The following is a 12,942-nucleotide window of genomic DNA, read 5'->3' on the forward strand; positions in this document are numbered from 1 at the left end:
GAGGGAATGACGATGGCGTATCCAAACGGAAAATTATCAGAAGAAAAAGTGTTTAAAGATCCCGTTCACCGCTATGTTCATGTGCGGGACAAGCTGATCTGGGATTTGATCGGCACCCGTGAATTTCAGCGGCTGCGCCGGATCAAACAGCTCGGTACGACGTATTTGACGTTTCACGGCGCGGAACACAGCCGTTTTAATCATTCTCTCGGCGTCTATGAGATTGTCAGACGAATGGTTGATGATGTTTTTAAAGGGCGTCCTGAATGGGATGACAATGAACGCGAACTCTGTCTCAGCGCTGCGCTTTTGCACGATTTGGGACATGGGCCGTTTTCACATTCCTTTGAAAAGGTTTTTCATCTGGATCATGAAGACTTTACGAGGGAAATCATCCTCGGCGATACTGAGGTGAATCAGGTTCTCAGAAAGGCGGGGCCGGGATTCCCGCAGGATGTTGCCGAAGTCATTGCCAAAACATACAAAAACAAGCAGGTGGTCAGCCTGATTTCGAGTCAGATTGACGCCGACCGGATGGATTACCTTCAGCGGGACGCGTACTATACGGGCGTCAGCTACGGACATTTTGATATGGAACGGATTTTAAGGGTGATGCGTCCGCGTGAGGACCAGATCGTCATTAAGCAAAGCGGCATGCACGCCGTCGAAGACTATATTATGAGCCGCTATCAAATGTACTGGCAGGTGTATTTTCATCCCGTGACGAGAAGCGCTGAAGTCATTTTGACGAAAATTCTCCACCGTGCGAAGCAGCTCCATGAAGAAGGGTATATATTCACTCATGCTCCCGTTCATTTTTATTCCATTTTTGAAGGGAAACTGACGCTTGCGGATTATCTGAAGCTTGATGAAGCCATCATTTTATATTATTTCCAGGCTTGGGAGGAAGAAGAGGACTCGATTCTCTCCGACTTGTGCCGCCGCTTCATTAACCGCCAGCTGTTTCAATATGCCGAATTTAACCCCAACGAGGAAATGTCGGCTTATTTTGAACTGACCGCTCTGTTTAAAGAGGCGGGAATTGATCCCAATTATTATTTAGTGGTCGACTCTTCATCGGATCTGCCGTATGATTTTTACCGGCCGGGTGAAGAGGAGGAGCGTCTGCCGATTCACTTGTTAACGCAGAACGGCCAGATCAAAGAGCTGTCCAGGCAGTCCGCCATTGTCGAATCCATTTCGGGCAAACGCCGGACGGACCATAAGCTCTACTATCCGATGGACCTCATTTGCGACGATTCAGAAAACCCTGAAGCAAAATTAAAAATCCGGCAGCTGCTGGGACTGACATAGAAGGATTTTGGTAAAGAAGGAAAAGGAGATGTCGGGAATTTGTTGAAAGAACATGCAAAACTGATGAAGGTGTTCTCGGATTCTGGAGAAATCATCGGGCGGAAAAAGCTGCAGAAAATCATTTATATCGCGAAGAAAATGCAGTATCCTTTCTACGAAAAATATGATTTTCATTTTTACGGCCCGTATTCCGAAGAACTGACGCTTCGAATTGAAGAGCTGTGCAATCTTGGATTTCTGGATGAGGTGAAGGAAAAAAAGGGCGGCTACTTTCAATACCGGTACTCGCTGACGGAGACGGGAGCCGAGTTTTTACATCATGCGGAGCTTACGATGCCGGATATGAAGAAGTACATCGACAGCGTCAACAGCCGCTCATCCCGGTTTCTGGAGCTGGTGTCTACGATTTTGTATTTTGACGGCCTTGAAGCTGAGGAAAAGAAAGAGAAAGTGTTTACGATAAAAAGCAAACAGAAATATACAGATGAAGAATATGATGAGGCGCTTTACTACATAGAAGAGCTGAAACACATTTGTTAAAGGCGATGGCTTTCGTCTTTTTTGATGAAAAAACCAGGCCGCGATAAAGCGGGCCTGGTTTTGTTTATTGTCTCAATTTGCTGTGCTTGTACGAATATAAAAAGTAAACGATGACGCCGATGATCAGCCAGACGGCAAAATAAAGCCACGTTTTCAGCGGCAGATTGACCATTAAAAACAAACAGCAGATAATGGCCAAAATCGGCAGTACTGGTACAAAAGGCACTTTAAATCCCCGCGGCAGATCCTTATGGGTGCGGCGCAGAATCAGCACGGACAGACTGACCATGGCAAATGTCAAAAGCGCGCCGATATTTGAGAGATCTGACAGCTCTTTCAGATCAACAAAACCCGCGATGCAGGCGCTGATCAGTCCGATCAGCCACGTATTAAAGATCGGAGCTCCCGATTTCTTTCCGACAATGGTAAAGACTTTCGGCAGCATTCCGTCTCTTGCCATCGCAAAAGATATACGGGTCGCCGCATATGTATGGGCGAGAACGACGGCCATCAGTCCGATCACCGCACCGGCAGCGATAACGCCCGCCACCGCGTTTTGTCCTACAGTCTGTAACACATAAGACATGGCTTCCGGCACATTAAGCTGTGAATACGGAACCATACCCGTCATGACGAGACAGACGATGACGTATACAAATGTACAGATCACCAGTGAACCGATAATACCGATCGGCAGGTTGCGCTGCGGTTTTTTGACTTCTTCAGCCGAAGCGGAAATCGCGTCAAATCCGAGAAACGCAAAAAAGACGGCAGAAGCCCCTGTAATGACGCCTTTGATTCCAAAAGGCATAAAAGGATGCCAATTGCCCGGCTTTACAAAAAAGCTTCCTGTGATGATAAACAGCAAAACAATTCCGATTTTTACGAGAACCATTATATTATTAAAGGTTTTGCTCTCTTTGGAGCCGCGTGACAGAACGACGGCAATTAATAGAGTAATGATGATGGCAGGAAGGTTGACGATGCCCCCCTGGCTCGGCACGTGCAGCAGACTGTCCGGCAAAGGCATGCCGATTTCGGCTAACAGATTATTAAAATAACTTGACCAGCCGCTTGCCACCGCCGACGCCGTCACCATATAAACGGATAAGAGCGTCCAGCCCATTAAATGGCCGACAATTTCTCCCATGGTGGTATAAGAGTAAATATAGGCGCTTCCGTAAACCGGGAGAACAGAAGCGATTTCGGCATAACATAATGCTGCAAGGCTGCAGACAACGGCTGCAATGATAAAAGAAAAGATTACGGAAGGCCCGGCATTTTTCGCGGCCGTAATGCCTGTAAGAACCATGACGCCCGTCCCGATGACGGCGCCGATGCCCAGTAAAGTTAAATCAAATCCACCCATCGTTTTGGCAGTCTGCCTGTTTCTGCTTTGTTCAAGCAGCTGGGTGATGTCTTTTTTTTGTAGGATATTCCGCAACACGCATCCCTCCATCCAAAAGCAAAAGCCAAGAGGGGCTCTTTGGCTTTTACCCGTGTCACATCTTCTGTGTAATCGACAATCCTGTGTTCTGTTTCCCCGTCTGTTCCGTTTCTTTTCCAGTCATATTGTCTGCCGCATCCGATCAGATTATCCTTTCCGTCAAACGCAGTCACCCTTAATGATTTTACCTGAATCATGTCTATAAAACCAGCATTGCATAAAAGGGATAGGTGAAAAAGTAGGAGATAATAGTCTGTATAGGGCAGGATAAAAGTTGCGGGCTTTCCGGCCGAAATTTTGACTTTCCCCGCGAGGTATCAGTAAAATGTAATAAAAAACAATCAAATGATGATGGATGCATCTTGAAATGGGGAGTTTCTGCATGGAGCATGATATATTGCAAGCAAATGTACTGGATTACGCGCTCACGAAATATTTAAAGAGCACGAAAAAGCTTGATGAGGCGACAATTCCGAAGAGTATAAACAATATCAGAGGATTTATTCTCAGGATTATTTACCGGCACGGCACGTGCACGATTAAAGATATATTGCAGGAAGTCACATTATCGCCTTCGGCCACGACAACCGCTCTGAATCATTTAGAAAAAGAGGGTTTCGTGGAAAGGTCGAGAAATAACGAAGACCGACGCACGGTATGGATGACGCTTTCCGAATCGGGAAAAATGGCGGCCATGCAAATGATTGAAAACCGGCAGATGCTCATTGACGAGCTGTTTGAAGCATTGACAGAGGAAGAAAAGAACACCTTTTTCAGCCTCGTTGAAAAAGTAATGAAATAAGCCGGCCTGACATAGCAGCGCCGGCCGTTATCAAGGATTACTCCGTATCGCTGATCCGTTTGCCGGCGACGGCGTAATGATCCTTTCTCATTTCTTCAATCATGACAATGATCTTTTCTTCGGCTGCGCCTGTCGTTTCTTTTACGGCTTCTGTCACTTTTTCAACCAGATTCCGTTTTTGTTCATCTGTGCGGCCTTCAAGCATTTTAACGGTTACGAGCGGCATGGTGCTGATCCTCCTTTATCGTTTCCTCTCTTTGGAAGAGAGGTCACTTATAGTATACTGAATGAAGGACAATCTTGCATTTTTTAAAAAAGGGGATTTTTACATTTGGACAGATTTTTATATTATCCGCTGGAGCTTATGCCCTATGTCGTGATTACGCTGATCGTGGCATTTACGATGCATGAACTGGCGCACGCGTATGTCGCGTATCGGTTCGGAGACGATACCGCGGCGAGACAGGGCAGATTAACGCTCAATCCGATTAAACATCTTGATGTTTTCGGAACGATTCTAATTTTGGTAGCGGGTTTCGGCTGGGCCCGTCCGGTGCCGGTGAACCGCCGCGCCTTTAAAAGACCGCGGCTGGCGGGAGTGCTGGTTTCCGTCGCCGGGCCTGTAAGCAACCTGCTTCTTGCCTTTATCGGTTTCTTTTTGCTAGTGTTGATGCATGCTTACGGAATGGAGCTGCTTTCTGCATTCAGCATGGGGCTTGACCGCTTTTTCTCTATTTGGATTCAGCTGAATCTCGCGCTGTGTTTATTCAACCTGCTGCCGCTTCCTCCGCTTGACGGCTACCGGATTATTGAGGATCTCGTGCCGCCGCGGGTGCGCGCCAAAATGACTCAGTTTGAGAGCTACGGGATTATCGTGTTTCTCGTGCTGTTTGTGACACCGGTCGGCTCCTATGTCGTGTGGCCGCTGTTAAGCGAGGGGAGAGACTGGATTCTCAAGGTATTTGCCATTATATTTCAACCGCTTTTGTAGGAGGGTATTTTCATGGAAGAAAAAAAGAAGAAAACAATCGGATTTAATATTATTAAAAGTGATCCGACCGACGGACATGGCGGTTTTGGCGCCGGGGCGCTGAGCCTTGACAATATTTCTCCGGTATTTGTCGATGTGGAAGAGAAGGAAGCCTTCGTTGACATCGGCGCAATGCATGCCCGCAGTGTCGTTGAAAAAGGCATCAAATTCCTGCCGAACAAAGATGAAGTGCCGAACGGAAAACCGTACTGGCTCGTGTGGGTCACCATCGACAGAAAAGAAGAAGGCCCTTATTACGCGGGTGTGACGGCTTGTGAAATGACCGTGGACAGAAGTATCCGCAGAGGCTATAAGTCATTGCCGGAGCATGTGAATTTAATGGATAAATCAATGAAGCGCTGCATTATCGTGGATAAAATGGACGCCAGCTCAAAGCAGGTGCTTGCTGAATTTCTGCAGAAGCATGACCAAGGGCTCTGGGAACGTTCATCCGATGAATTGAAAACAGGTCTGCTTCCGGAAGAAAAATAATTTGTGAACTTTTTGTGAACTTTATAAATATTTGCACTATTTTACATTTGTACTGAGTAAACTGTTGATACAGAATCAGGACATGGAAAGTCCCGAGCCGAACCAAGACTCGGGGTTTTTCATGTTTACGCGGAGGTTTCATCATGTTCACCGTCTTTGAAATCGGGCCTTGGGTCATTGAAGCAGATGCGGAGGAAACGAGAAAACAAGGCTGTTTACGCAGTTTGGGATTCGTCCGTCTGTCTGTCACGATTTGGGGGAGCATGGAAAGGAAAACGGCCTGCATCATTATGCGGGCAGCTATCCGATTGTCGGCAGGTTTAGGGAAGGCTGGCCGAAGTTTCATATCGAGAGGGCGGGAGATATCCGCTTTTCGTTTTCATTGGCGAGTACAACATTTTTTATACCGAAGGGTTTTCCTGACCCCATTATCCATCTCGACTTTTCTCTTTTGCTCCCATGGGTGCTTGAGGAAGACGCGGATTAAAGCCCGGCGCGCAATGCACCGGGCTCAGTCTTTTTTGCCGAGCCACTTATCCCACCATTTTTTGCGCGGAGCTTCTTTGCGGGCGGGGGCGTGTTCCTTTTCTTTTTTAGACGGTTCCGCTCCGTAGCACACATCCGCGGGCTCAGTGCCTGCGATGAAATACGTATAATGCTTTGCGGCGCAGCCGGGTCCCGAAGTGTAGCCGGAAGCGGGATCGATATAGACGCCCGTGACGCCCTTCGGCGGTTTAAGCGCTATTTCCGGTTCTCCTTCGAGCGCCTTCTCCATAAAGTCCGCCCAAATCGTCTTCGCATAGCTTTTTTCTTCTACTGAATCAATCGTGCTGCTTTTGTCATAGCCTGTCCATACACCGGCGGCAAGAGCCGGGTTAAAGCCGATCATCCAGCTGTCTGCGCTCGTCGTGCCTGATTTACCGCCATAGGTTCGGGTCAGCCGGTCAGAAATGGTGCGTCCCGTGACGGAAGTATAGCCGTTTAAATCCTGATCAAACATGCCCGTCATCATGCTCGCCGTCACAAAAGCGGCTTTTTTATCAAGCGTCTGCTGATGTCCGCGCGGCTGTTCATACAAGACGTTGCCGGCGGTATCCGTCACTTTTGTGATAAAGGAAGGGGTGATTTGTTTTCCCCCGTTTGCGAGCATCGCGTAGGCATTAACCATCTCAATCGGGCGCACGGGTTCAGTTCCTAGCGCCAGAGACGGAAGGGGCTTTAAATGTTCGCTGATGCCGAATTCCTTTGCCGCCGACACGAGCTTATTCATGCCGAGAAAGAGATGGGTCTTCACGGCATAAATGTTGTCTGACAACGCAAGCGCCTGAAGCAGCGTAATCGGTTTATTGGCGTAGTAGCCGTTGTAATTGCTTGGAGAATAGGTTTCTCCGTTGTCGTCAATCTGGAACTCAGTGGCTTCGCTTTTCATCAGCGTGACCGGTGTAAAGCCGCTTTGAATCGCTTTGTAGTACAAAAGCGGCTTGATCGTGGAAGCCGGCTGCCGTTTCGCCTGTGTCGCCCGGTCAAACGGGCTTTTTTCGTAGTCACGTCCGCCGAGAAGCGCAAGCACGCGCCCTGTTGCCGGATCAATCGCGGAAAAGCCGACCTGAATGTCAGAGCCGGTACGGATCGTATGTGCCACAGTGTTTTCCGCAATCCGCTGCATGCGCTTATCAAGCGTCGTATAAACACGCAATCCGCTCGTTGCGAGCTGTTCGCGCGTCATGCCGAGCTTTTTCTCGAGTTCTTTCATCGCATCATCGTAAAAATAAGGCGCCGTTTTCGCTGCGGTTCTGTTTTTCAGCGGCTGATAGGCAAGCGGCATTTTCTTAAGCCTTTCCGCCTTTTCGTTTGAGATCATTTTTTGTCCGGCCATCAGTCGGAGAATGGTTTCCTGGCGCTGTTTGGCCTTCTTTTCGCTGACATATGGCGAATAGCCGGACGGGCCTTTCGGTATGCCCGCCAGAAGCACGGCTTCCGCATCGTTCAGATCTTTGGCGTGTTTGCCGAAATACAGGCGGGAGGCGGCTTCAATTCCATATGCGCCGTGGCCGTAATATATCGTATTTACATAACCTTCTAAAATCTCGTTTTTAGAATAGTTCTGTTCAAGGCGGATCGTGTAAAATGCTTCGTTCCATTTTCGTTTCCATGTCTTATCATGCTCAAGGTAGAGATTTCTCGCGTATTGCTGGGTGATGGTGCTTGCGCCCTGAACCTTGGCCATTGCCTTTATGTCAGCCAGCGCGGCGGCGGCCATCCGCCGGTAATCAAAACCGTGGTGATTGTAAAAGTTTTGATCCTCCACCGCAATCGCGGCCTGCACCGCTATCGGATTGATATCTTTTAACCGGACCCAGTAGCGCTTTTCCCCGAAATCGGTCTCACCTAGCTTTGAGCCGTCATTTGCATAAAGAATCGTAGACTGAGGAACCCGGACGGAGGGGGCCCCCTGCCATTTCGCTGCAAGAAGAACGGATGTGAAGCAGACGCCGGCCAGCATTCCGCCGATCAGTGTCAGAAAGATGCAGGCGCGGATGATTTTGAACGTGATTCTGAGCTGTTTTCCAGATACTTTATCCACTTTTGGGAACCCCCTTTTTCATGATTCTATTATTATGTGAAAAAAGGGGGTTTTTTAAACATATCAAACCGGACACTTCTTTACTTTTTTCCCTCCATCCTCTATACTTTTTCCTTAGGTGAAAATGAGATTTTAACCGGAATAAAAGCGATACAGACGCTTACAATAAATGAAATAAGCCTTGAAAGGGAGATGACAATTGAGCGAGCTTTGGTATACGGAGAAGCAGACGAAGAATTTCGGCATTACATTAAAGGTGAAACAAACATTACATACGGAACAGACGGAATTTCAGCATCTGGAAATGGTGGAGACAGAAGAATTCGGCAACATGCTGTTCTTAGACGGAATGGTCATGACTTCTGAAAAAGACGAATTCGTCTATCATGAAATGGTTGCGCACGTCCCGTTATTTACGCACCCGAATCCGGAAAACGTCCTCGTTGTCGGCGGCGGAGACGGCGGTGTCATCAGAGAGATTCTGAAGCACCCAAGCGTAAAAAAAGCGACGCTTGTCGACATTGACGGCAAGGTTATTGAATACTCTAAAAAATTCCTTCCGTCCATTGCGGGCAAGCTTGATGATCCGCGCGTCGACGTGAGAGTCGATGACGGTTTCATGCACATCGCGAAATCAGAGAATGAGTATGACGTCATCATGGTTGATTCAACAGAACCGGTCGGACCGGCCGTCAATCTGTTCTCAAAAGGCTTCTATGCCGGAATTTCCAAGGCGTTAAAAGAAGACGGCATCTTCGTCGCGCAGACGGACAACCCGTGGTTTACACCGGAACTGATTACAAACGTACAGCGTGACGTGAAAGAAATCTTCCCGATCACCCGTCTGTATACGGCTAATATCCCGACGTACCCGAGCGGCCTGTGGACATTTACGATCGGTTCTAAAAAGTACGATCCGCTTGAAGTGGAGGACAGCCGTTTCTTTGACATCGACACGAAATATTACACGAAAGAGCTTCACAAAGCGGCATTTGTTCTTCCGAAATTTGTGAGCGATTTAATCAAATAAAAACGTACGGCGCAGGAGCGAATCTTGCGCTTTTTTACAGGAAAGCGAGGGTTTTATCATGAGGTTTGATGAAGCATATTCAGGAAAAGTATTTATCGCAAGCCGCCCCGACTGGAAAGAGGCGGACGCCATCCTTTACGGCATGCCGATGGATTGGACGGTCAGCTACCGTCCGGGTTCGCGGTTCGGCCCGGGGAGAATCCGCGAGGTGTCTATCGGTCTTGAAGAATACAGCCCGTATCTCGACCGTGACTTGGCTGATTTGAATTTCTTTGACGCCGGCGACATTCCGCTCCCGTTCGGCAATCCGCAAAGAAGCCTTGATATGATTGAAGAATACGTGGACAGCATTTTAGAAAAAGGCAAGTTCCCGCTCGGCATGGGAGGGGAGCACCTTGTATCATGGCCTGTCATAAAAGCCATGTATAAGAAGTTTCCGGACCTTGCCATCATTCATTTTGACGCGCACACCGACCTGCGCACGGATTATGAAGGCGAACCGCTTTCCCACTCTACTCCGATCCGCAAAGCGGCAGAGCTCATCGGGCCGCAAAACGTATTTTCATTCGGCATCCGTTCCGGAATGAAGGAAGAATTTGAATGGGCGAAAGAAAACGGCATGCACATTTCTAAATTTGAAGTGCTTGAGCCGCTGAAAAAAGTGCTGCCGCAGCTTGCGGGACGCCCTGTTTATGTCACCATCGATATCGACGTGCTTGACCCCGCTCATGCGCCGGGCACGGGCACGGTTGACGCAGGAGGCATCACGTCTAAAGAATTGCTCGCGTCTATCCATGAAATCGCGCGCTCAGAAGTCAACGTAAAAGGCGCTGACCTCGTAGAAGTCGCGCCGGTCTATGACCACTCAGAACAAACCGCAAACACGGCAAGCAAGATGATTCGTGAAATGCTGCTTGGGTTTGTGAAATAAAAGAATTTCCCCCGCTTGAAACATGGCGGGGGATTTTTATATTGTATATAAACTACTTAGAAGTTAGTAAAAGCAACATATTATTTTACCATTAATAATTGATGTTATTGATAAAAATTATATAATAGGGTATTATTTAGTAAATACATCTTTAGAAAGGAAGTTAGAATGAAAACAGCAGTAGAAAATGAATTGGAATTAAAAAAGATTGAAATTTCTGTAATTAAACTGATAATTGCTGAAAAACCTAATAAAGAGATCGCTAAGTCATTAAACTACTCGCAGCGTAATGTCGAATATATCATAGCCGGTCTCTGTAAAAAGTGGAATGTGAGTACTAGAGTGGGTATTGTTTCGGAAGCATATAAAAGGAATTGTATACAGTGAACGAAATGAAAGAAAAACCCCTATTGAGGGGGTTTATTTATATATGCTAAAAAAACATTCTATATAGGAATGCCGTAAAAATAAAAACTGAGATTGTCAGGTAGTTCAAATTCGTTCTCCATTTCAGAAGAATAAACAAAAGAAATAAGTATGCAATATTGAACAAATCAAAGATAGAAAAAATCAAATGATTACTTGTGAAAAATAAACTAGTGTTTGGATGTTCTGCGAAAATGTTTTTGAATGATATAAGAAAAAACTTAATTGCGACCGGGATGTTAGAAAACATAAATAGGGAATAAAAGGTTTTAATCTTAATTTGAGCGCCAAGAAAATTTATAATGAGAAATAATACAAATCCTTCAAAAATCACCCCGAACATTAAAAGTAACAGTGCGGCTATCGCAATGATATAATCTAAATGTTTTACTTGCTCAACAACTTGTATAGGGATGTTTTTGGGAATTAAACTTTTCATAAAAGGCAATAGGGAACTTAAATAAAAAGCTAACCCGATAATATAAAACAAAAATGAGGACAAAAAATTAATGTTTCGGTCCTTAAATGAAGATAATTCAATTTGCATAATCCTAAGAGACTCCTTTTATAAAGATAGGTGTAATAAATGTTTCTAACATAGCTGCTATAATTAAACCGAGAAATATAATACCAATAAATTTAAAAGTGAATTTTAAATTTATTTTGAGGAGTAATAAATCCAAAGTTAATTTCATTCCTACAGAAGCTGCAAGAAGCAATACCGGGACTTCAATTATTCCATGGGGTATAACAAGCAGTAAAAGGTTTAAATTGTCTTTGATGCTTCCTATGGCATTTCCTAAAATTAATCCATTAATAATTAAAACTGCAATCGTGCCAAGTGACAGCGTCAACGGGCCTAAAAAAACAAGCAGACTCGCTACTTTAATATTATTAAAGAAAATCTGAAAAAAATCCGGACGGATATTTCGATTTAGATTATTTACATTTGAAGCGGGATCTGTATAAAAATATGCTGTAAATAAAGCAATTAAAAATAAGATCAGACAGATTATGTACAATTTGACTAAAACGTTCTTTTTAAACAAAGTATTTTCATCCATTCGTTTAAGGGACTGCCAGGGATATTGAATTTAATGTTTTATGTTAAGCTGCTGCTGTACTTGCTGCAGCCAATTGTTCTAAAACGGCTAATGGCAAGCCTGCACCAAGAGATCCTAAAACAGTAATGATAGCCAGGACTGAACCCGTTGCGGTGATAGCACTGACAATCCAACTAGGAGCTATTATTCCAGCTCTGTTTAAAATATCGATGACATCCATGCTTAAATGATTATGTTTTATACTGAAAAGAGCGAGAACAATGATACCTGATGCTACTAATGTAAAAATCGCTTTACTATTTTGTGTTTTTAAAAGTAGACTCATTTTTTCCTCCAATTTTTTCAATATCCCCAGCAAGTTAAATAATAAAATATATTGGAAGCTATTTGAATTGCGGATTTCCGAAAAAAATAGTTAAGAGGTGAAATCCGTTAAGATATCTGCTGACTTATTTCAGTACAAAGAAAGCCGGACCATATGTATGATCCGGCTTTCTTTGTACTGAAACATTTATACTTTTTTTTCAAAAATAATATCAAAATAATCGGCTGCCCCATAACCTGAAATAGGAGGAGCAAATATTTGAACCAGCTTCCACCCTTGCTGCGAATACTTTTCAATAATTTCTTTATAGTCTTCTTTAGGCTTTCCTTTCCATCGGTTTACTTCTACTTTTATGAACTTATATTCGTACATTGCTGTATAATCCTCCGGAAGTGTATTGGAATTGTTACCTTGTTTTTCGATTATGATAAACTTGAATCCATAAATAGAGCGCGCAGCCTATTAAAAGTATTGGAAATTGCCATCCTGTATTTCCGTTTTTAAAATAATCTATTAATGACCATATCAGTAAAGCGACAGTATAAAAACTAAATGCTATTCTGGCGGCTATACCCGATTGGTGTTTTTGCATCTCATCCATTTTCTTCATAAGAACCGCTCCCTTAATTTTTTTTGGCGTTATAGTTGAATACTTTATCTATTCCCGTATTTAATGCGTGAGCTATCGAAAATGCCAGACTTAAAGTTGGGTCATATTTATTATTTTCAATTGCATTGATGGTTTGTCTGGTCACATTGCAGAGCTTAGCCAGATCATTTTGTGAAATATCAGCTGCTGTTCTAAGTTTTTTTATATTGTTATCCACTAAAACCCTCCTTAAATATTTATGTTTTTATTTTAAATTTTCAAATTTATATATATTTATTTTAAATAATATATGTATATGTGTCAAATACTTTTTACACATTTGAATTTTAAGGTATACTTTTTGTTTT

Annotated in this window: 16 protein-coding genes and 1 pseudogene; 9 read left to right on the forward strand and 8 right to left on the reverse strand. The window is 44.6% G+C overall.

Features of this window, described 5'->3' with window-relative positions; translation table 11 throughout:
* The first annotated feature begins 12 nt into the window (after positions 1 to 12).
* Together OQ477_RS12895 and OQ477_RS12900 are read left to right on the forward strand one after the other, a co-directional pair.
* Entirely contained in the window at positions 13 to 1,314 is a 1,302-nt protein-coding gene (locus OQ477_RS12895) for an HD domain-containing protein (RefSeq protein ID WP_265972700.1), read from the forward strand.
* A gap of 39 nt (positions 1,315 to 1,353) precedes the next feature.
* Positions 1,354 to 1,854 carry a YwgA family protein gene (locus tag OQ477_RS12900; RefSeq protein ID WP_265972701.1) on the forward strand — a complete coding sequence of 167 codons (501 nt, stop codon included), beginning with the start codon at positions 1,354 to 1,356 and terminating at the stop codon, positions 1,852 to 1,854.
* A gap of 64 nt (positions 1,855 to 1,918) precedes the next feature.
* Here OQ477_RS12900 and OQ477_RS12905 read toward each other — a convergent pair whose 3' ends face one another.
* A complete protein-coding gene (locus tag OQ477_RS12905) occupies positions 1,919 to 3,298 on the reverse strand; it encodes an amino acid permease (protein ID WP_032864567.1) in 1,380 nt (459 codons plus the stop codon).
* A gap of 385 nt (positions 3,299 to 3,683) precedes the next feature.
* Here OQ477_RS12905 and OQ477_RS12910 point away from each other — a divergent pair, with 385 nt between their 5' ends.
* Entirely contained in the window at positions 3,684 to 4,103 is a 420-nt protein-coding gene (locus OQ477_RS12910; protein WP_007407650.1) for a MarR family winged helix-turn-helix transcriptional regulator, read from the forward strand.
* A 37-nt stretch (positions 4,104 to 4,140) separates the two neighbouring features.
* On the opposite strand, the gene OQ477_RS12915 is transcribed toward OQ477_RS12910, so the two are convergent.
* Entirely contained in the window at positions 4,141 to 4,329 is a 189-nt protein-coding gene (locus tag OQ477_RS12915; RefSeq protein ID WP_003151042.1) for a 2-hydroxymuconate tautomerase, read from the reverse strand.
* 105 nt (positions 4,330 to 4,434) lie between these two features.
* Here OQ477_RS12915 and OQ477_RS12920 point away from each other — a divergent pair, with 105 nt between their 5' ends.
* The 3 genes and pseudogenes from OQ477_RS12920 to OQ477_RS12930 all read left to right on the forward strand — a co-directional run bounded on the left by OQ477_RS12920 (position 4,435) and on the right by OQ477_RS12930 (position 6,112).
* The gene (locus OQ477_RS12920; RefSeq protein ID WP_003151043.1) at positions 4,435 to 5,094 is read left to right on the forward strand and encodes a site-2 protease family protein; all 660 of its coding nucleotides are present in this window, start codon (positions 4,435 to 4,437) and stop codon (positions 5,092 to 5,094) included.
* A gap of 12 nt (positions 5,095 to 5,106) precedes the next feature.
* On the forward strand, positions 5,107 to 5,625 hold the full coding sequence (locus tag OQ477_RS12925; protein ID WP_007407649.1) for a YwhD family protein: 519 nt from the start codon (positions 5,107 to 5,109) through the stop codon (positions 5,623 to 5,625).
* Between the two features lie 143 nt (positions 5,626 to 5,768).
* A pseudogene (locus OQ477_RS12930) lies at positions 5,769 to 6,112 on the forward strand (hypothetical protein).
* Between the two features lie 24 nt (positions 6,113 to 6,136).
* Here the strand turns inward: OQ477_RS12930 and OQ477_RS12935 are convergent.
* Positions 6,137 to 8,209, reverse strand: coding sequence for a transglycosylase domain-containing protein (locus tag OQ477_RS12935; protein WP_130571374.1), 2,073 nt, complete (start codon positions 8,207 to 8,209; stop codon positions 6,137 to 6,139).
* A 199-nt stretch (positions 8,210 to 8,408) separates the two neighbouring features.
* Between OQ477_RS12935 and speE the strand changes: the two genes are divergently transcribed.
* The 3 genes from speE to OQ477_RS12950 all read left to right on the forward strand — a co-directional run bounded on the left by speE (position 8,409) and on the right by OQ477_RS12950 (position 10,557).
* On the forward strand, positions 8,409 to 9,239 hold the full coding sequence (gene speE / locus OQ477_RS12940) for a spermidine synthase (protein WP_003151052.1): 831 nt from the start codon (positions 8,409 to 8,411) through the stop codon (positions 9,237 to 9,239).
* A 58-nt stretch (positions 9,240 to 9,297) separates the two neighbouring features.
* Positions 9,298 to 10,170, forward strand: a complete 873-nt coding sequence (gene speB, locus OQ477_RS12945) for an agmatinase (RefSeq protein WP_007614448.1) — start codon at positions 9,298 to 9,300, stop codon at positions 10,168 to 10,170.
* A 168-nt stretch (positions 10,171 to 10,338) separates the two neighbouring features.
* Entirely contained in the window at positions 10,339 to 10,557 is a 219-nt protein-coding gene (locus OQ477_RS12950) for a helix-turn-helix transcriptional regulator (protein ID WP_003151056.1), read from the forward strand.
* 590 nt (positions 10,558 to 11,147) lie between these two features.
* Here OQ477_RS12950 and OQ477_RS12955 read toward each other — a convergent pair.
* From OQ477_RS12955 to OQ477_RS12975, 5 genes are all read right to left on the reverse strand, one after another.
* Positions 11,148 to 11,660 (reverse strand): stage II sporulation protein M, encoded by a 513-nt coding sequence (locus OQ477_RS12955; protein ID WP_265972703.1) that lies wholly within the window; start codon positions 11,658 to 11,660, stop codon positions 11,148 to 11,150.
* A 43-nt stretch (positions 11,661 to 11,703) separates the two neighbouring features.
* Complete coding sequence (locus tag OQ477_RS12960; protein WP_007407643.1) at positions 11,704 to 11,985, reverse strand: hypothetical protein; 282 nt, start codon at positions 11,983 to 11,985, stop codon at positions 11,704 to 11,706.
* A gap of 186 nt (positions 11,986 to 12,171) precedes the next feature.
* Positions 12,172 to 12,357 carry a DUF4177 domain-containing protein gene (locus tag OQ477_RS12965; protein WP_029972879.1) on the reverse strand — a complete coding sequence of 62 codons (186 nt, stop codon included), beginning with the start codon at positions 12,355 to 12,357 and terminating at the stop codon, positions 12,172 to 12,174.
* A 34-nt stretch (positions 12,358 to 12,391) separates the two neighbouring features.
* Entirely contained in the window at positions 12,392 to 12,595 is a 204-nt protein-coding gene (locus tag OQ477_RS12970) for a hypothetical protein (protein ID WP_007407641.1), read from the reverse strand.
* A 13-nt stretch (positions 12,596 to 12,608) separates the two neighbouring features.
* Positions 12,609 to 12,812 carry a helix-turn-helix transcriptional regulator gene (locus OQ477_RS12975; RefSeq protein ID WP_003151064.1) on the reverse strand — a complete coding sequence of 68 codons (204 nt, stop codon included), beginning with the start codon at positions 12,810 to 12,812 and terminating at the stop codon, positions 12,609 to 12,611.
* Positions 12,813 to 12,942: the final 130 nt, after the last annotated feature.

Origin of the sequence: Bacillus sp. ChL18, assembly GCF_026241425.1 — a bacterium.
Taxonomy (GTDB): Bacteria; Bacillota; Bacilli; order Bacillales; family Bacillaceae; genus Bacillus; species Bacillus velezensis.